This is a genomic window from Deinococcus aestuarii (assembly GCF_018863415.1).
Classification (GTDB): Bacteria; Deinococcota; Deinococci; order Deinococcales; family Deinococcaceae; genus Deinococcus; species Deinococcus aestuarii.
In genome coordinates this window covers 77277-100294 of record NZ_JAHKSN010000002.1, presented here as the reverse complement: position 1 = coordinate 100294, position 23018 = coordinate 77277, and the positions used below count along the sequence as shown (strand labels likewise).

Below are 23018 nucleotides of genomic sequence, written 5' to 3'. Positions count from 1 at the left end.
CCGGACAGGGGGCCCTCCTCTTCCTCAACAAGCCACGGGCAACAGACCACAAGCGCACCGAAGGTGCCCCATGACCCGCTACCTCCGCCTCATCCGCATCTTCACGGGGGCGACCCTCGCCGCGCAGCTCGAATATCGGGCGAACTTCGTGGGGGCCGTGCTCGCCTCGCTGGGCGAAGTGGGCGTGGCCCTGCTCGGCATCGCGGTGCTGTTCGGGCAGCCGGGCACGACCTCGGTGGGCGGCTGGTCCTTCCACGAGGCGCTGCTCGTCGTGGGGCTCTTCACCTTGACGGAAGGCTTCATCAGCGTCTTCATCCAGCCCAACCTCTCCAAGATCGCCGAGGCGGTGCGCACGGGCAGCATGGACTTCACCCTCCTCAAGCCCATCGACGCGCAGTTCGGGGTGAGCACGCGCTACATGAACGTCCTGCGGGTGACCGACCTCCTGATCGGCCTGGGGCTGACGATCTACGCCGCCTCGCACCTGACCGTGACGCCCCTCGGGGTGCTGGGGGCCGCTGCCCTGTACGTCTCCGCGCTCGTGATCGTGTACTGCATCTGGCTGGTGCTCTCCACGACCGCCTTCTGGTTCGTGAAGACGCAAAACGTCACCGAACTCTTTAACGGCGTCTTCGGCGCGGCCCGCTTCCCGGTCACGGCCTTCCCGCTGCCCGTCCGCGCCTTTCTCACCTTCGTCGTGCCCGTCGCCTTCATCACGACGGTGCCCGCGCAGGCCTTGACCGGCGAGCTGACGCCCGCCCTCGCCCTCGCCTCGCCGCTGGTCGCCGCCGCGTTCTTCGTCGGCGCGCGGCTCTTCTGGCTCAGGGCGGTGGGGAGCTACACGAGCGCGAGCAGTTGAAGCCCGCCGGAAAACTCACGACATGGCCGCCCGATGAAGGTATCGTGTAGGCCGCCTCAACGCATGGGTGTGGTGGGTCGCTCGCCGGGTCCGGTGGGCCAGGGTGGGCGCCCGGTCGTCAGGGTTTTGTGACGGTGGCCGCCGTGGAATGGCCTGTCCCGGACGGGCTCACCCTTCCGAAAAGGCGCGTAAAGGAGCTTGCGATGTTTCCAGTCAACTTCGAGTACAGACGGGCTCACTCGGCCCAGGAGGCGTTGGCGGCCCTCCAGGAGCACGGCGGGGAGGCGCGGGTTCTGGCGGGCGGCCAGAGCCTGATCCCGGCGATGCGCTACCGGCTGGCGCGTCCCGCCGTCTTGGTGGACATCAACCCGGTGCGCGAGTTCGACTTCCTGCGTGAGGAAGGCGGCCAGCTCCGCATCGGCGCGACCCTGCGGGACGCCGCGCTGGAATTCACCCCCTGGGTGGGCGAACGCTACAGCCTCCTCGCCGACGTGTCGCGGGTGGTGGCCGATCCGGTCGTGCGGCACCTGGGCACCGTCGTGGGCAGCGTGTGCCACAACGACCCCGCCGGGGACTGGACGAGTGCGGCGCTCGCCGCCCGCGCGACCATGCTCGTCCACGGCGCGGACGGCGAGCGCGAGGTGCCGATAGACGATTTTCTGGTGGACGCCTACACGACCGCCGTGCAGGACGGGGAACTGGCCGTCGAACTCCGCATTCCCACCCCGGGCGCCCGCACCCGGGGCTCCTACCAGAAGATCGAGCGCAAGGTCGGCGACTACGCGACCGCCGCCGCCGCCGTGCAGCTCAGCCTGAACGAGGACGGCACCGTGCGCGAGGCGGGCGTAGCGATCACGGCGGCGGGCAGCACCGCCCTGCGGGTCGCCCAGGCCGAGGCGATGCTGCGCGGCCAGCGCCCCACCCTGGAGCTGCTCCAGGCCGCCGCCGCCGAGGCCTCCACCCTCGCCTCCCCGATGGCGGACGCCCGCGGCAGCGTCGCCTACAAGAAAGACATGGCCCGCGTCCTCGTGCTGCGCGGCCTCAAACAGTCCCTCTCGCGCCTGGGAGTCCCCGCATGACCACCCCCCCCTCCAAGCTTCCCGTCTCCATGACCGTCAACGGTCGCCCCGTCACGGGCTACGTCGAGCCCCGCACCCTGCTCGCCCACTTCATCCGCGAGCAGGCGGGCCTGACGGGCACCCACGTCGGCTGCGACTCGTCGAGCTGCGGCTGCTGCGTGGTGCTGATGGACGGCGCCCCCGTCAAGTCCTGCACGGTGTTCGCCCCGATGGCGGAGGGCCACTCCATCCAGACGGTCGAGGGGCTGGCGCAGGGCGGGCAGCTCCACCCCATCCAGCAGGCCTTCTCCGACCAGCACGGCCTGCAATGCGGCTACTGCACCCCGGGGATGATGATGACCAGCCTCGCCCTGCTCTCCCGCAACCCCGACCCCAGCGAGCACGAGATCCGGGAGGGCCTGTCGGGCAACCTGTGCCGCTGCACGGGCTACAACAACATCGTCAAGGCCGTGCAGCAGGCGGCGGGGGCGATGGCGGCGAGCGCGAGCACGGCGGCGGACGACTGAGCCTGTCTCCCGGAACGTAGAACCGGGCCCCCCCGCCTGAACGCCAAAGCCGCTCCCGACCCCGCCGGAGGACTCCTATGGGCATTCCCGACACCACCCCCGAAAAGCACGCCATCGGCAAGTCCATGAAGCGCCGCGAGGACCCGCGCTTCCTCCAGGGCAAGGGCCGTTACCTCGACGACATCAACCTCCCGGGCCAGCTCTACATGGCGCTCGTGCACAGCCCCTACCCGCACGCCAACATCCTGAACATCGACTCCACGGAGGCCATGAAGGTGCCCGGCGCGGTCGCCGTCGTCACCGCCAAGGAGCTCAACGCCCACGGGGTCGGGCGCCTGCCGACCTTCCACGGCTTCGACACCCAGATGGTGCTCGCCGACGGCAAGGTTCTCTACCAGCACCAGGAGGTCGCCGCCGTCTTCGCCGAGACGAGGGAGGCCGCCTACGACGCCGCCGAACTCGTGGAGGTCGAGTACGAGCCGCTGCCCGCCGTGGTGGACCCCTACCACGCCAGGACCGACGAGGTGATCATCCGCGCCGACCGCGAGGCGCAGACGAACCACATCTTCGAGTGGGAGGTCGGGCAGGAGGAGGAGGCCGACCGTGCCCTCGCGGAAAGTGCCCACGTCGTCCGCCAGCACATCAAGTACCAGCGGGTCCACGCCGCGCCGCTGGAGACCTGCGGCTGCATCGCCGAGTTCGACGTGATGGGGCGGCTGAACTTCTACGTCACCTCGCAGGCGCCGCACGTGTACCGCACGGCCCTCTTCCTCGTCACCGGCATCCCTGAGGACAAGATCCGGGTGATCGCCCCCGACATCGGCGGCGGTTTCGGCAACAAGGTGCCCGTGTACCCCGGCTACGTCTGCGCCATCGCGGGGGCGCTGGTGATCGGGCGGCCCGTGAAGTGGATCGAGACGCGCACCGAGAACCTCTCTTCGTCCTTCGCCCGCGACTACCACATGGACATCGAACTCGGGGCCGACGCCGAGGGCAAGATCACCGCCCTGAAGGTGAACACGGTGGCCGACCACGGGGCCTTCGACGCCGCCGCCGACCCCAGCAAGTACCCGGCGGGCATGTTCGGCATCATCACCGGGTCGTACGACGTGCCGCAGGCCTACGCGAAGGTAGACGCCTACTACACGAACAAGATGCCCGGCGGCATCGCCTACCGCTGCTCCTTCCGCGTGACGGAGGCCGCCTACTGCATCGAGCGCGCGATGGACATCTTGGCCGACGACCTCGGCATGGACCCGGTGGAGCTGCGCCGAAAAAACTTCCTGCGGCCCGAGCAGTTCCCCTACGCCTCGCCCCTGAGCTTCACCTACGACAGCGGCGACTACGAGAAGACGCTCGACGTGGCGCTCGAAAAGATCGGGTACGCCGACCTCCTGAAAGAGCAGGCCGAGAAGCGGGCGCGCGGCGAACTCATGGGCATCGGCCTCAGCTCCTTCACGGAGGTGACGGGGGCGGGGCCGTCGAAGCAGTTCGACATCCTGGGCATCAAGATGTTCGACGGCGCCGAAATCCGCATTCACCCCAGCGGCTCGGGCATCATCCGCACGGGCAGCAAGTCGCAGGGCCAGGGGCACGAGACGACCTGGGCGCAGATCGTGGCCGAGGAGCTGGGCCTCGACCCCCAGAACTTCCTGGTGGAGGAGGGCGACACCGACACCTCGCCCTACGGTCTGGGCACCTACGCCAGCCGCTCCACGCCGGTCGCGGGCGGCGCGCTCGCCCTGGCGGCCCGCAAGATCCGGGACAAGGCGAGGAAGATCGCCGCGCACCTGCTCGAAGCCGACGAGCAAGACGTGGAGTGGAAGAACTACAAGTTTCAGGTCATGGGCGCCCCCAGCCAGTCGGTGACGATGCAGCAGGTCGCCTTCGCCGCCTACACCAACCCCGGCGACAACGAGCCCGGTCTGGAGGCGACCCTCTACTACGACCCGCCCAACATGGTCTTTCCGCACGGCACCTACGTCGCGGTGGTGGACGTGGACCGCGAGACGGGCGAGGTGAAGGTGCGGCGCTTCCTCGCGGTAGACGACTGCGGCACGGTCATCAACCCGATGATCGTGGAGGGCCAGATTCACGGCGGGCTGGCGGAGGGCTTCGCCATCGCCTTCATGCAGGAGATTCCCTACGACGAGTACGGCAACAACCTCGCCACCAACTTCACCGAGTACCTGATTCCCACGTCGCTGGAGACCCCGAAGTGGGAGACGGGCAGCACCGTCACCCCCAGCCCCCACCACCCCATCGGCGCCAAGAGCATCGGCGAGAGCCCCAACGTCGGCTCGCCCGCCGCCTTCGTCAACGCGGTGATCGACGCCCTCTCGCCCCTGGGCGTGCGCCACCTCGACATGCCGCTCACCCGCGAGAAGGTGTGGAGCGCCATCCGCGAGGCGGAGGGTCAGCCGGTCTGAGTCCGGACGCGGCTGGATGAGGAGGGGGAGCGGACGCAGAATTGGGTTCGCTCTCCCTCCGGCCCTGAGAGTCAGGAACCTATAGGCATTTTGTTGGACTTCGACAGAACAAGGACGGCTGAGACGATGTTTTTTGCTCTTCTCCCTTGAGGGGGGAGGCTGGGACTGGCACAGCTCCGCAGGAGAGGGGGTGAACCGTCACGCCGTCCAGAGGCCAAGAGGAAAGGTGAAACCATCTTCCTGGCCGTGAAGTTGGCTCGCCTGCCCCCTCACCCCAACCCTCTCCCGCGAGGGGAGAGGGAGCATAAGACCGCATCCGTCACGCCGTCCCCCACGTCACACCCCCAGGAGGTACCCTCAACCATGTCCCCTGAGTTCTCGTCCCGCTCCGGCCATTTCGCGCGCATCGCGGCGCTGGAGACGGCGGGACAAAGCTTCGTGACGGCCACGGTGGTTATGCGCCGGGCCCCGGTGTCCTCGCACCTGGGAGACCGGGCGATCATCCATCCGGATGGCCGGATGGAGGGCTTCGTCGGCGGCGCCTGTTCGCGGGAGATCGTCCGGAAACACGCGCTGCTGGCCCTGGACCTCGGGCAACCCCGGCTGGTGATGATCCGCCCCGACGCCTCGGAGTTTCCGGCTGCCGGGGTGAGCGAGACCGAGGTCGTCGTGCCCATGACCTGCGCCTCTGAGGGCTCGGTGAACGTGTACCTCGAACCCCACCTGCCCACCCGGACCCTGCTGGTGGTGGGCCTGACCCCGGTGGCCGAGCTGGTGGCGCGGCTGGGGGAGACGGTGGGCGAGCGGGTGTGGCGGGTGGTCACCGCTGAGGAACGCCGCGATCTGGAGCCCGGCGCGCAGGGACCCACGCTGGAGGAGCTGGGCGCCGCCCTGGAGGCCCTGCCCGCCCCGCTGCGCGCCGGGCTGTCCGCCGTCGTCGCCTCCCAGGGGCACTACGACGAGCTGGCGCTGGAGGCGCTGCTGCGCGCGGGCGTGGGCTCGGTCTCGCTGCTGGCGAGCCGCCGCCGGGCCGCGAGCGTGGTGGAGTTGCTGCACCTCCAGGGCCTCGGCCCCGAGCAGACGGGCCGCATTCGTGCCCCGGCCGGTCTGGACCTGGGGGCCCGCACGCCGGGCGAGGTCGCCGTGTCTATCCTGGCGGGGCTGATCGCGGAGCGCCGGGGCGGGCGGCGTGACGTGGAGGCCCAGTCGGCCGGGGCCACGCCCCCAGCTCCGGCCCGGGCGCCCCAGGTCGGCGAACCGTCCGCGTCCGGGCCGGGGGACAGCCCGGAGTTCGCCGTCAGCCCGGTGGACGGCGAGCGGGTGCGGATCGCGGGGGCGCTGCACTTCGCCGACCACGAGGGCACGCGCTACTACTTCAGTTGCCCCAACTGCAAGCGCCGCTTCCTCAAGGAGCCCGAGCGGTACCTGAGGGCCCCCGCGCCCGAGGCCTGAGCTGGAGGACTCGGGGAGGTGGGCCAGGGGCACTCCCGACCTGCCCCCCCTCCCTCTCGACGTTTGCCGAGCACACGCCTGGCAACCTGAGCGCCACCCGGTGCGGCGAGCCCTTCACGCGGAACCGGACCGGACGGGCGTGTGCCGTTCCGGAGCGTGATCTCCCCGCCGTGGCGTCCCTGGGCAGTGCCCACACGCCCACCCTGGGGGCTGTTCCTGCCTTCACCCCCGACCCCACATGAAGCGTGCGCCATCTGGCGCGGGGGGGGCGGGGGTGGCTAAATTCGGGGCATGACCCAGCCCGGCGCCACGCTGACCACCCCCGCGAGCGGGACCCCGCCTCTGCTGTTCACGCCGCTCAAACTCCGCAGCCTGACCCTGCAAAACCGCGCGGTCGTCTCGCCGATGTGCATGTACAGCGCGCAGGGCGGGCTGGCGAACGACTTCCACCTCGCCCACCTCGGGCAGTTCGCGCTCGGCGGGGCGGGGCTGATCTTCACCGAGGCGACCGCCGTCTCCCCGGAGGGCCGCATCAGCCCGGAAGACCTCGGCCTGTGGACCGACGAGCAGATCGTCCCGCTGGGGCACATCACCGACTTCGTGCACCGGTACGGCGCTTTGATCGGCGTGCAGCTCGCCCACGCGGGCCGCAAGGCGAGCACCTACGCCCCCTGGCGCGGGCGGGGCGCGGTGCCCACCGAGGCGGGGGGCTGGCCGGTCCTCGGGCCGGGCGACGAGGGGTACAACGAAGTCTTCCCGCACCCGACCGCCATGACGGTGGACGATATCCGCCGGGTGACCGCCGACTTCGCCGCCGCCGCCCGCCGCGCGCAGATGGCGGGGTTCGACGCCGCCGAGATCCACGCCGCGCACGGTTACCTCCTCCACCAGTTCCTCTCGCCGCTCGCCAACACGCGCACCGACGAGTACGGCGGCTCCTTCGAGAACCGCACCCGTTTCCTGCTGGAGGTCGTCCGGGCCGTGCGGGCGGCGTGGCCGATGCACCTGCCCCTCTTCGTACGCGTCAGCGCGACCGACTGGGCGCCCGGCGGCTGGGACGTGGACCAGACCGTCGCCCTCGCGGGCCTGCTCCGCTTCGAGGGGGTGGACGTGCTCGACGTGAGCAGCGGCGGCCTGACGCCAGCGCAGCAGATCACCCCCGGCCCGCTCTATCAGGCCCCCTTCGCCGCCCGCGTGAGGCGCGAGGTCCCCGACCTGCTCACGATGGCGGTCGGCATGATCGATACCCCCGCCCAGGCCGAGCAGGTGCTCGCGGAAGGGATGGCCGACCTCACCGCCGTCGCCCGCGCCTTCCTGCGCGACCCCCACTGGCCGCAGCGGGCCGCCCGCGAGTTCGGCCTCACGCCCGCCCTGCCGGACGTGTACGCGCGGGCCGGGTGGTAGAGGGCGGGTGGCCTGTGGCTTGTCGCCTGGAGAGAAAGGACAGCGAGGTGGGAAACGTGGCCTCTGCCTCCCACCCCCACCCTCTTTGTCCACAAGCCACCCGCTACAGGCCACCCGCCTCCTCCTCGATCCGCCCGTCGAGCAGGTGCAGCGCCCGGTCGGCCCGGGCCGCGAGCCGCTCGTCGTGGGTGACGAGGAGGACCCCGGCGCCGTCCTCGCGGGCGAGCTGGGTCAGGAGGCCCGCGACGACCTCGGCGTTGGCGCGGTCGAGGCTGCCGGTGGGCTCGTCGGCGAGGACCACGGCGGGGCGGGCGGCGAGGGCGCGGGCGACGGCCACCCGCTGACGCTCGCCGCCGCTCAGGACGCCCGGCAGGTCGCGCTCGCGGCCCGTCAACCCCACCCGCGCGAGCAGGGCCCGGGCCCGCGCGCGGCCGTCCTGCCCGGTCAGCATTGCGGGCACGAGGACGTTGTGCAGCACGCTGAGGTCTTCGAGGAGGTAGTGGTGCTGGAAGACCAGCCCGACCCGACCCGCCCGCCGGAGGGCGCGGGCCTGGGTGCCGAGGGTGTCCACCCGCTCGCCCGCCCACCACACCTCGCCGCCCCGGGGGGTGTCGAGCCCGCCCACGAGGTGTAGCAGGGTGCTCTTGCCGCTGCCGCTCGGCCCGGTCACGGCGACGACCTCCCCGGCGGCGACCGCCAGCGAGACGCCGTGCAGCACCTCCACCCCACCGAAGCCGTGGCGCAGGTCGCGGGCGAGCAGGGCGGGAGCCGCGCCGGGAGCCGGGAACATCACGCGGGGAACTGTAGCGCAGCGGGCCGGGCCGCGCGGCTTGGGCGGGCCCTTGGCCCCGCCACCCCTCACGGGTGGGTGAGCACCCCGGTGACCGGCGGGGCACTCGCCGTCTCCTCGCGCATCAGGTGGGGGAAGTCCACCCGCGTGAAGACCCGCAGCCCCGCCTCCACGACCTCGGGGTCAAACTGGGTTCCCGCGTTCCGTCTCAACTCGGCGAGGACGTCCTCGCGCGGCCACGCCCGCTTGTAGGGCCGCTCGCTCGTCAGGGCGTCGAACACGTCGGCCACCGCGACGATGCGGCCGGTGACCGGGATACCCACCCCGGCCCGCCCGAGCGGGTAGCCCGCGCCGTCCCAGCGCTCGTGGTGCGACTCCGCGATCTCCTCGGCCATGCGCAGGAGCCGGGAGTGGCCGCCCGAGAGGATGCGCGCGCCGATCAGGGTGTGGGCCTTCATGCGCTCGAACTCCTCGGGGGTAAATTTGCCGGGCTTGAGCAAGATGGCGTCGGGAATCCCGATCTTGCCCACGTCGTGCAGCCGCGCGGCGATGCGCAGCAGGGCCACGTCCCCTTGCGGGAGCCCCAGTTCCCGCGCGATCAGGGCCGAGACGTGCCCCACCCGCCAGGTGTGCTCGCCGGTCAGGTCGTCGCGGTACTCGGCGGCTACCGCCAGCCGGGTGACGATCTCCACCTGCGCCTGCTCCAGCTCGTGGGTGCGCTCGCGGACGAGGGCCTCGGCCTCCTCACGTGCCGTCTCGGCCATCGCGCGCTGGAGGCGCTGCATCTCGGCGTCGTGGCGGGCGCGCTCCACGTCGAAGCGGGCGCTCAGCTCGCCCGTCTTCTTGTCGCTCTCCTCGTTGAACAGGGCCCGTTCGCCCTCGTGGTACCGCTCGTGGTGGTGCAGGGCCCGCTCGAAGTCGCGCGCCCGCTTGTGGACCTCCGCCAGCGCCCGGTGAGCCTCATAGACGGTTTTCCGGTGATCGGCCTCCTGGGCCAGGGTGAGCACCCGCTCCAGGGACACCAGCGCGGCGCCGAGGTCGCCCAGTTCCGCCTGGACCTCCCCGAGGTGGCGCAGGGCGTCGAGTTCGCCCTCCAGGTCCTCGATCTCGCGGGCGATGGTGACGGCCTCCGCGTGGGCGGCCGCCGCCTCGCGCCACTGGCCGCGCCCCGCGAAGATGTTGCCCAGGCCGTCGAGGGCGGACAGTTCGCCGGGCCGGTACTGGACCGCCCGTGAGAGCCCGAGCGCCTCCCGGAAGGAGTGCTCGGCCTGCCCGTCGTCGCCGGACCTTTCCTGGGCGATGCCCACGTTCAGGGTGGCCGTCGCCTCCATCAGCCGGTCCTCGCGGGAGCGGGCGGTTTGCAGGGCCTCGCGGAAGTACGCCAGGGCATGTTGCGACTCGCCGATCTCGGTGTAGAGCAGGCCCAGGTTGATCAGGACGATCCCCTTCGTTCGCTCGTTCTGGACGCTGCTGTTGAGCAGGTGATACGACCGGGTCAGGTTGGTGAGCGCGTCGGGATAGGCCCCGAGGCTGATCTGCAAGACGCCGATGTTACACAACAGGTTGGCCTCCTCCGCCGGGTTGCCGAGCTGCCGGTGAAGCTCCAGCGCCTTTTGTAGACGGTCCAGGGACCGGGCATAGGCCCCGCTGCGGTGGGAGACCCCCGCGAGCAGGTTGAGGACCCGGGCGGTCGAGGCGGCCTGCTCCCGCCCGGTGAGCGTGAGGGCCGCTTCGAGGTACCCCTCCGCACTGGGCAACTCCCCGAGCTGCAAGGCCGTCCGGCCCAGGGCCTCCAGCGTCTCGCCCTGCCCGCCGAGGTCGCCGAGGTGCTCGAAGCCGACCAGCGCCGCTTGCAAACACGCCAGGGCCTGCTCGCCGTCTCCCCGCCCGGCATGTCCCAGCCCCTGGAGGTAACTGGCGCGGGCGGCGCCCTGGGCATACCCGCCCTCGTGGGCCAGGCGGGTCGCCGTCAGGGCCAGCTCCACGGCGTGTCCGTCGTCGGTCCCCAGCGACGCGGCGGCGGCCTCGTTCAGCAGGTCCACCCTTTCCGGGAGGTCACGGTCCCCAGCGTCTGGCATTCCGTCGAGGACTCTCGGCACGGCTGCATCCTGTGCTCCCGCGCCTTTCCGGGGTCTTACAAGGGGGAAGGACGGGGAAAAGATCTCCCCGTCCTCCCGTGGTGTGCCGCTCAGTATTTGACCGCGTTGGTCAGGAACTTCTCGAGGTCGAGGCGTCCCTTGCCGAGCAGATCCTTGTAGGCCGAGTTCCTGCCGTTGTTGTAGAGATCCTGGCCGGTCTCGGCCATCTTCTTGGTCACGTCCTTGAGGGGAACCGCCAGCGTCTGGCCGAGCGCGAGCGCGAGGCCGCCCGCCACGATGGGCGCCGCCATCGACGTGCCGCTCCACGACACCAGCAGGCCGTCGGGACCTGCCGTGAAGATGTTCTCGCCGGGCGCCATCAGTTCGAGCCGGTCTTTCTGATAGTTGGAGAACGAGGACTTGAGGTCGAGGGCGTTGACGCTGCCCACGCTCAGGCTTCTCTCGCCGTCCGCGCCGTCGGAGGCGTGCTGGGCGGGGAAGGTGATGGTCTTGGCGTTGTCGTTGCCCGCCGAGGAGACGACCAGAACGTTTTTCTTCTCGGTGGCGTACTTGACCGCCTGCTCGATCACGTCGGACTTGGTGACGCTGCCCAGGCTGAGGTTGATCACCCGGGCGCCCTTCTCGACGGCGTAGTAGATGGCGCTCGCCACATGGTCCGTGTCGCCCGCGCCGTCCGAGTCCAGCACGCGGATCGGCAGGATGGTCGCCAGGGGGGCCACCTGCAAGACGATCCCGGCGACCGCCGTGCCGTGGCCGTGCCCACCGACCCCGAGGACGCCCTGCTCCTGGGGGAGCGCGTCGTTGCCCACGTAGTCCTTCCACTCGGTCGCGGGGGCCAGGCTGTCGATGAAGGCCGGGTGGGCCAGGTCGATGCCGGTGTCGATGACGGCGACCTTCACCCCTGCGCCCAGACCGGGGGCGAGCGCGTGGGCTTTTTCCAGCAGAATCTGCTTGAACGGGGCGGTGTTTTCCGGGACGAGGGCATAGGTGCCGCCCGCCCACATGCTGCGTGCCCCGCCCGCCCACATGCTCCGGGCGCCGCCCGCCCACATGCTGCGCGCCCCGCCCGCCCACATGCTCCGGGCGCCGCCCATGAGCGCGATCCCGCCCGCCTGGAACTGGTCGATGTTGGGCTCGGCGACGGGCTCGTCTCCCAGCGCCTGCGCGCGCAGGTTCCGGGTCTTCGCGGCGCCCGCGTCGAGCCCCACGACGGCAAAGCCCGCCTCCGCGTTCAGCTCGACGACCCGGCCGCCGTAGCGCGCCCCCAGGGTCTGCGGGGTGTCCTGCGGGGTGACGGGCACGCTCATCACGTACTCGGGGCGCTCGCTCTGCGCCGTGGGAACGGTGGAGGCCTGGTTGCAGCCCGCGATCAACGCCGCCGTACACAGCCCAAGCGCGGTTCGAACCAGAAGTTGAGGCTTCATGTTGCTCCTTTCGTGAGGGGGATGTGGCCCTCCGCCACGGGACGACACACATCCCTCTCCGGGCATAGTGTGAAAAATGCCTTGAAAGATTTCTTACATGAAGGTTTTCTTACGAATGCTCTGGAGAAGGCCGCGAGGAACCGGGAGCTGGCCCGTCTTCCAAATGGGGGCGCGCCGATGCTCTAGCATGGCGCCGATGTCGCGCCTGGACGATCTCCAACGTTCCCCCCTCTTCCAAAACGTCCCCGAAGACGCGGTGCGCGAGGCGGCCCGGGCCGTCACGGAACGGAGCTTCCGGCCCGGCGGGGTCCTGATCGAGCAGGACGCGCCCGGCGAGGCGCTGCACCTGATCACGCGCGGCGTGGTGCGGGTCAGCCGGGTCAGCCTGGGCACCCGCGAGCGCGTGATGGGCGACCTCTACGCGCCCGGCGTGGTGGGCGAGACCGCCGTGCTCTCGCGCCAGGAGCGCAGCGCGACCGTGCGGGCGCTGACCGAGGTCCACACGCTGATGCTCTACCGCGAGCACTTCGAGCAGATTCTCAGGCGCCACCCGCGCGTGTTGTGGAACCTCGCCGCCCTGCTCGCCGAGCGCGTGACTGCTCTCAACGACGAGCTGATCGCCTCCGGGCAGAACACCGAATCGGCGCTCGCCCACGTCTTCTCGAACCTCCACCGCCAGCGCGTGCGGGCGGGCGTGCCGCACCCCGAGGAGCTGCCGCTCACGACCCACGACATCATGCAGCGCGTGAGCAGCAGCCGTGAGACCGTCGCCCGCGTCCTGAGGCGCCTGGAGGACCGGGGAGTCCTGCGTGCCAGCGGCCACGCGGTCACCCTGCTCGACCCCGGCGCCCTGGAGGCCGTCGCCGTCGAGGAGGCCGATCCCGTCTGAGGGCTCCCTCCCCCTCCCCCCGTCACGCCTCCTTGCGCAGCAGCAGGCTCTTGAGGTAGAGGCTTTCGGGCACGCTCAGGAGGTGCGGGTGGTCGGCGGGCTGGTAGGTCACGGTGACGACCTCGGCGTCGCACCCGGCCTCCCCGGCGGCGACGCGGGCGGCGTCGAGGAGGTCGCTCACCCCGATGTAGTGGGCGCAGGTGCTCACGAGGAGGTGCCCGCCGGGCCGCAGCATCCGCAGGGCGCGCGCCGCGCCGTCGGTGAAGAGGCGCTTGGCGCGCGGCACGTCCTCGCGGCGCTTGGCGAGGGTGGGGGGATCGAGCACCGCCGCCCCGAAGGTTCGTTTCTCGCGCTCCAGCGCCGTCAGCGTCTCCAGCGCGTCCCCCCAGCGCACGCCGACCTCCACCCCGTTCTCGCGGGCCTCGCGCTCCAGCACGCCGAGGGCCTTCTCGTCCTTGTCGAGCGCGACGGGCCGCGCCCCCGCCCGCGCCGCGTGCAGGCTGAAGCCCCCGGTGTACGAGTACACGTCGAGAAAACCCTCGCCCGGACGGACGAGCGAGCGCATCAGGCGGCGGTTGTCGCGCTGGTCGAGGAAAAAGCCCGTCTTCTGCGCGTCGAAGGGACCAAAGTGCAGGGTGAGGTCGTCCTCGAAAAAGGTCACGCGCTCCGGCACGTCGCCCCAGAGGGGACCCGTGCGGAGGTCCAGCCCCTCGCGGCGGCGCTCGCCCGTGTCGCTGCGCTCGTAGGCTGATCCCGCCCCCGTCTCCTCGCGCAGGGCCCGCAGGATCAGGTCGCGGTGGCGCTCCGCGCCCGCGTTGCGGAGTTGCACCGCCAGCACGTCCCCGAAGCGGTCGGCCACCACGCCGGGCATCCCGTCCGCCTCGGCGTGCAGCACCCGCAGGGCGTCGGTGCCCCCAATCCGCCCCGCCCGCCGCGCCAGGGCTGAGCGCACCCGCGAGCGGTAGAAGTTCAGGTCGATCTCCTCGCGGGTCCAGGTCAGCATCCGCAGGGGCGTCGCCCCCTCGGGGTTGAAGTACCCGCGCCCGATGACCTTGCCGTCCGGCCCGCGCACGTCCACGACCTGCCCCGGGGTGAGGCCCGCGTCCGAACTCTCGATGTCCCCGGCGTGCCCGAAGGGGTAACGGCCGAGGGTTCGCCGCACCGCGCCCGGCTTCAGGGTCACGCCCGCCTGTCTGCTCGCCTTCGTCATCCGGGCAGGGTAGCAGGGGGCGGCTGGGGGTTTTGGAATGGGGAAGGGGGCTTCCCCGCCCGTCCAGACCCGCCGCGCATGACACGGCAAGAAGGCCTGGGCCGCGTGAGGCTCTGACCCCGGATGAACCCCGACCTCACCCCTTTCCTCGGCGGGCGGGTGCGCGTGGTCGTGGACCGCCCGCTGGGCAGCGTCCAACCGCGCTGGCCGAACCTCGTCTAAGAGGTGAATTACGGCGAACTCCCGGGAACGGTCGGCGGCGACGGCCAACCCATTGACGCCTATCTGCTCGGCTGGGCCGAACCCGTGCCCGAGGCGGAAGGGCTCGTCGCCGCCCTGATCGTCCGCGCGGACGCCGTGGAGGACAAGCTCGTCGTGCGGGATGGGGTGACCCTGACGGATGGGGAGATCATGAAGGCCGTATCGTTTCAGGAGCGGTATTTCAACTCGCGCGTGGTGCGTTAGCCTTCCGCCCATGACGGCTCCAGACAGACCCGTGACGCTGATCACCGGGGCGACGGGCGGGATCGGGACGGCGCTCGCGCGGGCCCTCGCGGGGAGGCACGGCCTGATCTTGCAGGGGCGGGACCGGGAGCGGCTCGCGGCCCTCGGCGCCGAGGTGGGCGGGACGGCGCTGCCGCTCGACCTCGCCCGCCCGGAGACCTTCGAGTCGGCGCTGGCGGGCGTCGGGCGCGTGACGAACGTGATCCATAACGCGGGCGTCGTTAAGCTGGGGGCGGTCGCCGGACAGGAGCACACGGTGTGGACCCACACCCTCGCGGTGAACGTGGTCGCCCCCGCCGAGCTGACCCGCCTGCTCTTGCCGCGCGTGCGGGCGGAGCGGGGCACCGTCGTCTTCGTGAACAGCGGCGCCGGGCTGCGGGCGAACCCGGAATGGGGCAGCTACGCGGCGAGCAAGTTCGCCCTCCGCGCCCTGGCCGACGCCCTGCGCGACGAGGAGGCCCGGCACGGGGTCCGGGTCACGACCGTCTACCCGGGCCGCACCGCCACTCCGATGCAGCAGAAGGTCCGCTCGCAGGAGGGGGGCGCCTACGATCCCGGCGACTTCATCGACCCGGCGACGGTCGCGGCCACCATCCGCTTCGTGCTGGAGGCGCCGCGCGACGCCACCCTGCCCGACGTGAGCGTGCGGCCCGGGCCGCGTTGAGGTTTGGGCATGGACACCTTCGACGTGATCGTGGTGGGGGCCGGAGCGGCGGGCGTGAATGCGGCGCTCGTGCTGGGGCGGGCCCGCCGGAGGGTCCTCCTTCTCGACGGCGGCCCGCCCCGCAACGCCCCGGCGGGGGAGGCCCACGGTCTGCTCACGCGCGACGGCATCCGGCCGCTGGACCTCAAGGCGCGGGCGCTCGCCGACCTCGCCCCCTACCCGGTGACGGTGTGCGCGGCGGCGGCGCGGGAAGCCCGCCGCACGCCGGAAGGCTTTGCGGTGCGGCACGACGGGGGGTGGGCGCTGGGCCGCCGCCTGCTCCTCGCCGCCGGGGTGCGGGACGTGTTGCCGCCGGTCGCGGGGCTGCGCGAGCGCTGGGGCCACCTCGTCCACCACTGCCCGTACTGCGACGGCTGGGAGTACCGGGGCCGCCCGCTCGGGGTGCTCGGGAGTGGGGACGCCGGGCACCACCTCGCCCTCAACATGCGCGCGTGGTCGGATCAGGTCACCCTCTTCACCGACGGGCCGGACGGCCTGACGGGCGTGCAGCGCCGGGACCTCGCGCGGCTGGGGGTAAAAATCGTGAGGGCGCCGCTCGCCCGCCTGACGGGACGGGACCGCCTGTGCCTCCACCTGCGTTCCCGCGAGACCCGCCTGCTCGACGGCCTCTTCCTCAGCCCCGAGCAGACGCCCGGCAGCACCCTGCCCGCCTCGCTGGGCTGCGAGCTGAACGAGAAGGGCCGGGTGATCGTGGACGAGCGCGGAGAGACGACGGTGCCGGGCGTGTTCGCGGCGGGGGACCTCGCCGGGGCCCCTCAGTACGTCGTCAACGCCGCCGCGAGCGGGATGACGGCCGCCGTGGGCATCAACACCACCCTCATCCACGAGGAGGTCGAAGCCCAGGGCGCGGCCTTCCATAAAGGTGGGGCTTGAGGGCTGTCCTTTTCGACCTCGACGGCACGTTGCACGACCGGGCCGCGACCCTGCGGGGCTGGCTCACCGGGCATGTGGAGCGGCACGCTCTCCCCGCCGGGTATGCCGAACGCTTCACCGTGCTCGATGACCTCGGCTACCGCCCCAAGCGCGAGGTGATGCCGCTCCTCGTGCGGGAGTTCGGCCTGACGCATGACCCGCGGGCGCTGCTGGACGACTTCTCGGTGCACTCGCTCGCCGATCCCGTCCCCATGCCCCACGCCCACGACGTGCTGTGGGAGTTGCGGGCGCGTGGCGTCCTCGTCGGCGTCGTGACGAATGGCTGGGTGGAGGCGCAGACCGCCTGCCTGGAGCGCTGCGGGCTCGCCGGGCTGGTGGACGACGTGGTGATCAGCAAGAGAGTCGGCCTGAGCAAGCCTGACCCTGCCATCTACACGCTTGCCCTGGAGCGATTGGGTGTCACGGCGGCGGACGCCTGGTTCGTCGGCGACTCGCCCCGCAACGACGTGTGGGGGCCGCAGCAGGTGGGATTGCGCGCGGCCTTCCTCCCCACCGGGCACGCGCTGAAGGGGGAGGTGCCCGACGCGCTGCTGGGCGACCTGCGGGACGTGCTGAGCCTGCCGGGATGTTGAGGGTCAATCCACCGCGCACCCCCTGCTACCATGCCCCGCGTGACCGCCGAGCCCCTGCCCGTCTTCGAGGTGCTGCCCGAGTTGCGGGCGGCCCTGGCACGGCACCCGCTGGTGGTCCTCCAGGCGCCGCCCGGGGCGGGGAAAAGCACCGGCCTGCCGCTGGAACTCCTGAACGAACCCTGGCTGGCGGGGCAGTCCATCGTGATTCTTCAGCCCCGGCGGGTGGCGGCGCGGGCGGTCGCGGCCCGGCTCGCCGAGGGGCTGGGCGAGGAGGTCGGGGAGACGGTGGGCTACCGGGTGCGCTTCGAGTCGCGTGTCTCCCCCCGCACCCGCATCGAGGTCGTCACGGAAGGCATCCTCACCCGCCGCCTGCAACACGACCCGGAGCTGCACGGCGTCGGCCTTGTCATCCTCGACGAGTTCCACGAGCGCTCGCTGAACGCCGACCTCGCCCTCGCCCTGCTGCGCGAGGTGCAAGGGGCGCTGAGGGACGACCTGCGGGTGCTCGTGATGAGCGCGACCCTCGACCCCGCCCTGCCTGGGCGGCTGGACGCGCCCCTGGTGCAGAGCGCGGGGCGGGCCTACCCGGTGGAGGTGCGGTACTTGAACGCCGATCCCACGGGCCGGGTGGAGGACACCGTGGCCCGGGCGGTGCGGGAGGCGCTGGCCGAGCACCCGGAGGGGGACCTCCTCGCCTTCCTGCCCGGCGTGCGCGAGATTCGTGGGACGCAGGCGGCCCTGTCGGACGTGGGCGCGGTCGTGCTGCCCCTCTATGGTGATCTGCCCCTTTCTGAGCAGCGCCGCGCCCTCGTCCCCGACCCCGCCGGGCGGCGCAAGGTCGTGCTGGCGACCTCCATCGCGGAGACGAGCCTGACGCTGGCGGGCGTGCGCGTGGTGGTGGACGGCGGGCTCAGCCGGACGCAACGCTTCGACCCCGGCACCGGCCTCACCCGCATGGTGACCGAGCGGGTCACGCGCGACGTCGCCGAGCAGCGGGCGGGCCGGGCGGGTCGCACCGCGCCGGGCACCGCCTACCGCCTCTGGAGCGAGCGGACGCACGCCCTGCTGCCCGCCGCCCGCCCCCCCGAGATCCAGGAGGCCGACCTCGCCCCCCTCACCCTCGAACTCGCCGGGTGGGGTGCGCCCGATCCGCAGTCGCTCGCCTGGCTCGACCCGCCGCCGGGGCCCCGTGTGGCCGTCGCCCGCGATCTGCTGCGCGACCTCGACGCCTTGGACGACGCCGGGCGCATCACCGGGCGCGGCTCGGCCCTTCTGGAACTTCCCACCCACCCGCGCCTCTCCCACCTGCTGCACGACGGCGCGGTGCTCGGCCTGGGTGCCCTCGCCGCCGACGTGGCCGCGTTGCTGGAGGAACGTGATCCCCTCGGAAGCGGAGCCGGGGCGGACCTCGCGGACCGGGTAGCCGCGCTGCGGGCGTGGCGGCGGGGCGAACGGGGCGGGGGAGAGATCGCCGTGCTGGAGCGGGTCGAGCGCCTCTCCCGCCAGTGGCGCGCGGCCCTGCGCGTCCGACCCGACGATACGCCCCCCGACGCCTTCGCGGTGGGGCGGCTGGTCGCCCTCGCCTACCCCGAGCGGGTGGCCCTGGGCCGGGAGGGCGGTGGGGGCCGCTCCCTCCTCGCGGGTGGGCAGGGGGCGCGGCTGCCGGAGGGGGACCCGCTCGCCGGGAGCCCCGCCCTCGCCGTCGCCCACCTCGACGCCGTGAGCGGGAAGGGGACCGGGGAAGGCCGCATCCACCTCGCCGCGCCCCTCGACCCCGCCGTGCTGGAGGAGCGGGCCCGGACGCGGGACGTGGTGCGCTGGGACGCCCGCACCGGAACCCTCGTCGCCCAGCGGGAGCGGCACGTCGGCGCCCTCGTGCTGGACGCGCGGCCACTGCGCGACCTGCCGCACGGGGCGCGGGTGGAGGCCCTCGCCGGGGCCGTCCGCTCCGAGGGGCTCCACCTCCTGAACTGGACCCCCGAGGCCGAAACCCTGCGCGCCCGCGTCGAGTCCCTGCGCCGCTGGCGACCCGAGGAAACGGAATGGCCCGATCTGAGTGACCCGGCCCTCCTCGCCACCCTGGAGGACTGGCTCGGCCCTCCTCTGGAAGGCGTCCGCACCCGCGACGACCTGAAACGGGTCAACCTCGTCCCGGCCCTGACCGCCTTCCTCCCCTGGCCCCTGCCACAGCGGCTCGACGAGCTGGCCCCCGCCCACCTCACCGTCCCCACGGGCTCGCGCATCCGGCTCACGTACTTCCCGGACGGCAGCCCGCCCGTCCTCGCCGTCAAGTTACAGGAACTGTTCGGCCTCGCCGAGACACCGACCGTGAACGGGGGCCGCACGCCCGTGCTGCTGCACCTGCTGAGCCCCGCCGGGCGGCCCGTGCAGGTGACGCAGGACCTGAGATCGTTCTGGAACTCCTCGTACTTCGAGGTCCGCAAGGACCTGCGGGGCCGCTACCCCAAGCACCCCTGGCCGGACGATCCCTGGACCCACGCGCCGATGCGCGGGACGAAGAGGCGGGGCGAGTAGCGTGCCTCCCGTCTCCCTCATCACCGGGATGATGGCCTCGGGCAAGTCCACGGTGGCGCAGGCGCTCGCGGAGCGGCTGCCCCGCAGCGTGCATGTGCGCGGCGACCTCTTCCGCCGCATGATCGTCTCGGGCCGGGTGGACATGACCCCGGACGCAGGCGAGGAGGCGTGGGCCCAGCTCCGCCTGCGCTACCGCCTCGCCGCTCAGACTGCTCTTGGCTATCACGCGTCAGGCTTCACGCCGGTCGTGCAGGACGTGATCCTCGGCCCCGTGCTGGGGGACGTGACCGCCCTGTACGCCGCCGTGCCCCTGCGCCTGGTCGTGCTGTGCCCGTCGCCGGACGTTGTGGCCGCCCGCGAGGCCGGACGGCACAAGCGCGGGTACGGCGCCTTCACCCCCGGGGACCTCGACCGCGCGCTGCGCGAGGAGACGCCGCGCCTGGGCCTGTGGCTGGACTCCTCGGTCCTGACCGTCGCCGGGACCGTGGAGGCCATCTTGCGGCACTTCGGCTCGGGGGAGTGAACGGATGAGGCCTCAGCCCGCGCCGCCCACGCCCTCGGCGGCCTCCTGCTCGTCCGGGTTGAGGGGGCCGCGCGTCGCCCAGGTCAGGAGCAGCGCCGCCGCGCACCCGAGGAGCGGGCCGAGCAGGTGCGGCCAGGCTTCCGCCAGCCTCCCCGACACGAGCGCCGGGCCGAAGACGCGGGCCGGGTTCATCGCCACCGCCGAGACACCCGCCGACACGAGGTGGTCGAGGGTGACCGCTCCCCCCACCGCGAGGCCGAGGGCGGGCTTGAGCCCCCCGCTGCGGTGGGCGGTTGCCAGGATCACGGCCACCAGCACGGCGCTGCACCCCGCGTCGAGGAGCAGCGCCCCCACCGCCGGGACGCGCTCGGTCGGCGGCGGGATGTGCGCGAAGGTCAGGACCAGCCCGCCCGCCAGGACCGAGGCGGCGAGCTGGGCGGCCCAGTACGGCCCCACCAGCCGCCACGGGAACGCCCCCCGCAGCGCGAAGGCCAGCGTCACCGCCGGGTTGATGTGCGCCCCCGACACGTCGCCGAACGCGTAGATCACCGTGAGCACCACCAGCCCGGGCACCACGGCGGCGGCCACCGTCTCGGGCAGGAGGCCCAGCCGCGCCAGCAGCAGCGCGCCCACCCCCGCGAGGGTGAGCAGGAACGTCCCGAACGCCTCCGCGACGAGCGCCCGCCCGACGTGGCGGACCGTCCACGCCTCCTGCCCCTCACGTTCCTTCGCGCCCGTCACGGACGGCAGCATGACACCGCCCCGACGGGAGAACCTTCACCAACCGCGAACCCTCCGGGGCACAAAAAACCCGCCCGGGTGGGGGCGGGGGTTACGTCGAGCAGAGGTCAGAACAGGCGGGCGAGCGCGCCGCCGATCAATGTGACGGCGAGGACGGCGGCCATCACGGCGAGGGTGCGGGCGGGGCTCAGCGGGTTCACGCGGCCCGTCCCTGCCCACCCTGCGAGGTGGGGTGGATGCTGCCCAGCGCGGCCTTGAGGTGCTTGTACACCTCGCGCTGGAGTTCGAGGTCCTCGGGCAGCTCGTACTTGAGCTGCTCCATCGCCTGCACGATGTGGGCGCCGCCGGGGCTGCGCTCGTGGTCGGGCCGCGCCCACTCGGGCAGCTCGGGCGTGGCGGCAGGCTCGCGCCGCCCGTCGTTCCAGTCCACCCACTGCTTGGGCAGGTCGTACAGGTAGCGCCCGATCCCGAACTGCACCGCGCAGCGCTTCAGCGCGTCCGAGGAGGCGGCCTTCAGCGTGCCGTACTCGCCCTCGCCCGCCTCGCCGATGTCCTCGCGGGTCACGCCGAGCACGGTCAGGCGACCCTTGACGGTAGGCGAGGTGGTGCCCGGGATCACCTCGATCTCGAAGGACCACGCATCGGGGCAGATGGCGTCCAGGCGGTCCTGCACGGCGCGGGCGTCCACGTAGGCGAGCAGCAGCGCGCGGCCGCGATCCTTGGTGAAGGACTGGGGCTTCCAGCCCACCAGGTGAGCGGGAAACGGAGCCTGGAGTCGTTTCTGAACATCGCTCAACTTCATGGATTTAGTCTATAACAGAACACAATTACGGTCAAGGCGTAATCGCGGGGCGTGAAGCCGGGCTTTGGATGAAGTGAGGCGGCGGAGGCTGGACCACGGTCCAGGGCGAAGATCGCCCGTCCTAGAACGCCGCACGATGGGTTCCCCCGCCACGCCGTACCATGCCCCGCATGACCCGCACCGCGACCGTTCACCGCGCCACCAGCGAGACCGACGTGACCGTCACGCTCGACCTCGACTCCGCCGCCTCCGAGCCGCCCGCGACCGGGCACGGCTTTCTCGACCACATGCTGGACGCCCTCGCGCGCCATGCCCGCGTCGGTCTGAGCGTGCGGGCGCGGGGGGACCTCCACATTGAGCCGCACCACCTGATCGAGGACGTGGGGATCACGCTGGGGCAGGCGCTGACGCAGGCGCTCGGCGACCGCCGGGGCATCGAGCGCTACGGCAGCGCCTTCGTGCCGATGGACGAGACGCTCGCCCACGTGGTCCTCGACCTCTCGGGGCGGGCACACCTCGCCTTCGAGCCGGAGCGGCTGGACGTGTGGGGGGACGCGGGCGGCATGACCCACTACCACCTGCGCGAATTCCTGCGGGGGCTTTGCAACCACGCCGGGGTGACCCTGCACGTCCGCCTCCTCGCCGGGCGTGAGGCGCACCACGTCATCGAGGCGATTGTGAAGGCGTTCGCCCGGGCGCTGCGGGACGCGGTGCAGGTGACCTCCTCCGACCTCGCCAGCACGAAGGGAGTCCTGTGAGCGCTCCCGAAGTCCTCCTCCTCGACTACGGCGCCGGGAACGTCCGCAGCGCCGCCAAGGCCCTGGAGCGCGCGGGGATGCGGGTGCGCGTCTCCGACTCGCCCGCCGACGTGCCCCATGCTCCCGCCCTCGTCGTGCCCGGGCAGGGCCACTTCCGGCAGGTCATGGAGGCCTTCGACACGGGCGGGTTTCACGGCCCGGTTATGGACGCCGCCCGCGCGGGCACGCCCCTCCTGGGCATCTGCGTGGGGATGCAGATGCTCCTCACCGACTCCGAGGAGGCGCCCGGCACCCCGGGGCTGGGCCTCGTGCCCGGCACGGTCCGCAAGTTCGAGCCTGTCCCCGAACGCAAGGTCCCGCAGATGGGCTGGAACAGCCTCGACCCGGTGGGCGACTCGCCCCTGCTGCGTGATCTCGCCTGCCCCGCCTACGCCTACTTCGTTCACTCGTACTACGTGCCGCTGACGGTGGACGTGGACGCGGGGGCCGTGACCGAGTACGGGGTGCCCTTCTGGGCGGCCTTCAGCCAGGGCAATGTCCACGCCACCCAGTTCCACCCGGAAAAGAGCGGGGCGGTGGGGCTGGCGATCCTCGAACGCTTCCGGCGTCATGTGCTGGAGGGCTGAGGCGCAGATGTCGGATGAAGATGTGACGTTAACGCTCGGTCGGTCAGAGGCCCCCGTCCTTTTCGAGTGGCCCGCCCGTCGTGATGACGCTGGGGTCTGCTTCGCTCATTCGGCCAAGCAAAGGGCCGTCTGGCTGTTTGAGGGGAGACTCGAACAGGC

21 protein-coding genes are annotated in these 23018 nt (G+C 72.0%); 15 read left to right on the top strand and 6 right to left on the bottom strand.

Annotated features, from left to right (window positions below; genetic code table 11):
- Positions 1 to 70: 70 nt before the first annotated feature.
- The 6 genes from IC605_RS03560 to IC605_RS03535 all read left to right on the top strand — a co-directional run bounded on the left by IC605_RS03560 (position 71) and on the right by IC605_RS03535 (position 7729).
- On the top strand, positions 71 to 859 hold the full coding sequence (locus IC605_RS03560; RefSeq protein WP_216319124.1) for an ABC transporter permease: 789 nt from the start codon (positions 71 to 73) through the stop codon (positions 857 to 859).
- Positions 860 to 1062: 203 nt separating this feature from the next.
- Positions 1063 to 1938, top strand: a complete 876-nt coding sequence (locus IC605_RS03555; RefSeq protein ID WP_216319121.1) for an FAD binding domain-containing protein — start codon at positions 1063 to 1065, stop codon at positions 1936 to 1938.
- Positions 1935 to 2444 carry a (2Fe-2S)-binding protein gene (locus IC605_RS03550; protein ID WP_216319118.1) on the top strand — a complete coding sequence of 170 codons (510 nt, stop codon included), beginning with the start codon at positions 1935 to 1937 and terminating at the stop codon, positions 2442 to 2444. The genes IC605_RS03555 and IC605_RS03550 overlap by 4 nt, the downstream gene beginning before the upstream one ends.
- Positions 2445 to 2521: 77 nt before the next feature.
- On the top strand, positions 2522 to 4873 hold the full coding sequence (locus IC605_RS03545) for an aerobic carbon-monoxide dehydrogenase large subunit (RefSeq protein WP_216319116.1): 2352 nt from the start codon (positions 2522 to 2524) through the stop codon (positions 4871 to 4873).
- A 363-nt stretch (positions 4874 to 5236) separates the two neighbouring features.
- On the top strand, positions 5237 to 6325 hold the full coding sequence (locus IC605_RS03540) for an XdhC family protein (RefSeq protein ID WP_216319113.1): 1089 nt from the start codon (positions 5237 to 5239) through the stop codon (positions 6323 to 6325).
- A 291-nt stretch (positions 6326 to 6616) separates the two neighbouring features.
- The gene (locus tag IC605_RS03535) at positions 6617 to 7729 is read left to right on the top strand and encodes an NADH:flavin oxidoreductase/NADH oxidase (protein ID WP_216319110.1); all 1113 of its coding nucleotides are present in this window, start codon (positions 6617 to 6619) and stop codon (positions 7727 to 7729) included.
- Positions 7730 to 7832: 103 nt separating this feature from the next.
- Here the strand turns inward: IC605_RS03535 and IC605_RS03530 are convergent, their stop codons facing one another.
- The 3 genes from IC605_RS03530 to IC605_RS03520 all read right to left on the bottom strand — a co-directional run bounded on the left by IC605_RS03530 (position 7833) and on the right by IC605_RS03520 (position 12042).
- Positions 7833 to 8519 carry an ABC transporter ATP-binding protein gene (locus IC605_RS03530; RefSeq protein ID WP_216320250.1) on the bottom strand — a complete coding sequence of 229 codons (687 nt, stop codon included), beginning with the start codon at positions 8517 to 8519 and terminating at the stop codon, positions 7833 to 7835.
- Positions 8520 to 8587: 68 nt separating this feature from the next.
- A complete protein-coding gene (locus IC605_RS03525) occupies positions 8588 to 10618 on the bottom strand; it encodes an HD domain-containing phosphohydrolase (protein ID WP_216319107.1) in 2031 nt (676 codons plus the stop codon).
- An 89-nt stretch (positions 10619 to 10707) separates the two neighbouring features.
- Positions 10708 to 12042, bottom strand: a complete 1335-nt coding sequence (locus IC605_RS03520; RefSeq protein WP_216319104.1) for a S8 family serine peptidase — start codon at positions 12040 to 12042, stop codon at positions 10708 to 10710.
- A 196-nt stretch (positions 12043 to 12238) separates the two neighbouring features.
- On the opposite strand from IC605_RS03520, the gene IC605_RS03515 reads away from it, so the two are divergent.
- Positions 12239 to 12931, top strand: coding sequence for a Crp/Fnr family transcriptional regulator (locus tag IC605_RS03515; RefSeq protein WP_216319102.1), 693 nt, complete (start codon positions 12239 to 12241; stop codon positions 12929 to 12931).
- Between the two features lie 22 nt (positions 12932 to 12953).
- Here the strand turns inward: IC605_RS03515 and IC605_RS03510 are convergent, their stop codons facing one another.
- On the bottom strand, positions 12954 to 14141 hold the full coding sequence (locus tag IC605_RS03510) for a class I SAM-dependent rRNA methyltransferase (RefSeq protein ID WP_216319098.1): 1188 nt from the start codon (positions 14139 to 14141) through the stop codon (positions 12954 to 12956).
- Between the two features lie 225 nt (positions 14142 to 14366).
- Between IC605_RS03510 and IC605_RS03505 the strand changes: the two genes are divergently transcribed.
- The 6 genes from IC605_RS03505 to IC605_RS03480 are packed head-to-tail and all read left to right on the top strand — an operon-like array spanning position 14367 to position 19932.
- Positions 14367 to 14606, top strand: a complete 240-nt coding sequence (locus IC605_RS03505) for a hypothetical protein (RefSeq protein ID WP_246580369.1) — start codon at positions 14367 to 14369, stop codon at positions 14604 to 14606.
- 10 nt (positions 14607 to 14616) lie between these two features.
- Positions 14617 to 15309, top strand: a complete 693-nt coding sequence (locus IC605_RS03500) for an SDR family oxidoreductase (protein WP_216319095.1) — start codon at positions 14617 to 14619, stop codon at positions 15307 to 15309.
- Between the two features lie 9 nt (positions 15310 to 15318).
- Positions 15319 to 16242, top strand: coding sequence for an NAD(P)/FAD-dependent oxidoreductase (locus IC605_RS03495; RefSeq protein ID WP_216319092.1), 924 nt, complete (start codon positions 15319 to 15321; stop codon positions 16240 to 16242).
- On the top strand, positions 16239 to 16874 hold the full coding sequence (locus tag IC605_RS03490) for an HAD family hydrolase (RefSeq protein ID WP_216319089.1): 636 nt from the start codon (positions 16239 to 16241) through the stop codon (positions 16872 to 16874). Before IC605_RS03495 ends, IC605_RS03490 begins: the two co-directional genes overlap by 4 nt.
- Before the next feature lie 30 nt (positions 16875 to 16904).
- A complete protein-coding gene (gene hrpB / locus IC605_RS03485; RefSeq protein WP_216319086.1) occupies positions 16905 to 19409 on the top strand; it encodes an ATP-dependent helicase HrpB in 2505 nt (834 codons plus the stop codon).
- Position 19410: 1 nt separating this feature from the next.
- Positions 19411 to 19932 carry an AAA family ATPase gene (locus tag IC605_RS03480; RefSeq protein WP_216319084.1) on the top strand — a complete coding sequence of 174 codons (522 nt, stop codon included), beginning with the start codon at positions 19411 to 19413 and terminating at the stop codon, positions 19930 to 19932.
- Between the two features lie 12 nt (positions 19933 to 19944).
- Here IC605_RS03480 and IC605_RS03475 read toward each other — a convergent pair whose 3' ends face one another.
- Positions 19945 to 20673, bottom strand: coding sequence for an MIP/aquaporin family protein (locus IC605_RS03475; RefSeq protein WP_343216491.1), 729 nt, complete (start codon positions 20671 to 20673; stop codon positions 19945 to 19947).
- A 196-nt stretch (positions 20674 to 20869) separates the two neighbouring features.
- Positions 20870 to 21475, bottom strand: a complete 606-nt coding sequence (gene ddrA / locus IC605_RS03470) for a single-stranded DNA-binding protein DdrA (protein WP_216319078.1) — start codon at positions 21473 to 21475, stop codon at positions 20870 to 20872.
- A 170-nt stretch (positions 21476 to 21645) separates the two neighbouring features.
- Here ddrA and hisB point away from each other — a divergent pair, with 170 nt between their 5' ends.
- Together hisB and hisH are read left to right on the top strand one after the other, a co-directional pair.
- The gene (gene hisB, locus IC605_RS03465) at positions 21646 to 22233 is read left to right on the top strand and encodes an imidazoleglycerol-phosphate dehydratase HisB (protein WP_216319074.1); all 588 of its coding nucleotides are present in this window, start codon (positions 21646 to 21648) and stop codon (positions 22231 to 22233) included.
- Positions 22230 to 22859 (top strand): imidazole glycerol phosphate synthase subunit HisH, encoded by a 630-nt coding sequence (hisH, locus tag IC605_RS03460; RefSeq protein ID WP_216319071.1) that lies wholly within the window; start codon positions 22230 to 22232, stop codon positions 22857 to 22859. Before hisB ends, hisH begins: the two co-directional genes overlap by 4 nt.
- Positions 22860 to 23018: the final 159 nt, after the last annotated feature.

Bases quoted from the DNA above. Each gene is read 5' to 3' on its own strand.
- IC605_RS03560 (WP_216319124.1), top strand. From the start codon at position 71: ATGACCCGCTACCTCCGCCTCATCCGCATCTTCACGGGGGCGACCCTC.
- IC605_RS03555 (WP_216319121.1), top strand. From the start codon at position 1,063: ATGTTTCCAGTCAACTTCGAGTACAGACGGGCTCACTCGGCCCAGGAG.
- IC605_RS03550 (WP_216319118.1), top strand. From the start codon at position 1,935: ATGACCACCCCCCCCTCCAAGCTTCCCGTCTCCATGACCGTCAACGGT.
- IC605_RS03545 (WP_216319116.1), top strand. From the start codon at position 2,522: ATGGGCATTCCCGACACCACCCCCGAAAAGCACGCCATCGGCAAGTCC.
- IC605_RS03540 (WP_216319113.1), top strand. From the start codon at position 5,237: ATGTCCCCTGAGTTCTCGTCCCGCTCCGGCCATTTCGCGCGCATCGCG.
- IC605_RS03535 (WP_216319110.1), top strand. From the start codon at position 6,617: ATGACCCAGCCCGGCGCCACGCTGACCACCCCCGCGAGCGGGACCCCG.
- IC605_RS03530 (WP_216320250.1), bottom strand. From the start codon at position 8,519: ATGTTCCCGGCTCCCGGCGCGGCTCCCGCCCTGCTCGCCCGCGACCTG.
- IC605_RS03520 (WP_216319104.1), bottom strand. From the start codon at position 12,042: ATGAAGCCTCAACTTCTGGTTCGAACCGCGCTTGGGCTGTGTACGGCG.
- IC605_RS03515 (WP_216319102.1), top strand. From the start codon at position 12,239: ATGTCGCGCCTGGACGATCTCCAACGTTCCCCCCTCTTCCAAAACGTC.
- IC605_RS03510 (WP_216319098.1), bottom strand. From the start codon at position 14,141: ATGACGAAGGCGAGCAGACAGGCGGGCGTGACCCTGAAGCCGGGCGCG.
- IC605_RS03500 (WP_216319095.1), top strand. From the start codon at position 14,617: ATGACGGCTCCAGACAGACCCGTGACGCTGATCACCGGGGCGACGGGC.
- IC605_RS03495 (WP_216319092.1), top strand. From the start codon at position 15,319: ATGGACACCTTCGACGTGATCGTGGTGGGGGCCGGAGCGGCGGGCGTG.
- hrpB (WP_216319086.1), top strand. From the start codon at position 16,905: ATGCCCCGCGTGACCGCCGAGCCCCTGCCCGTCTTCGAGGTGCTGCCC.
- ddrA (WP_216319078.1), bottom strand. From the start codon at position 21,475: ATGAAGTTGAGCGATGTTCAGAAACGACTCCAGGCTCCGTTTCCCGCT.
- hisB (WP_216319074.1), top strand. From the start codon at position 21,646: ATGACCCGCACCGCGACCGTTCACCGCGCCACCAGCGAGACCGACGTG.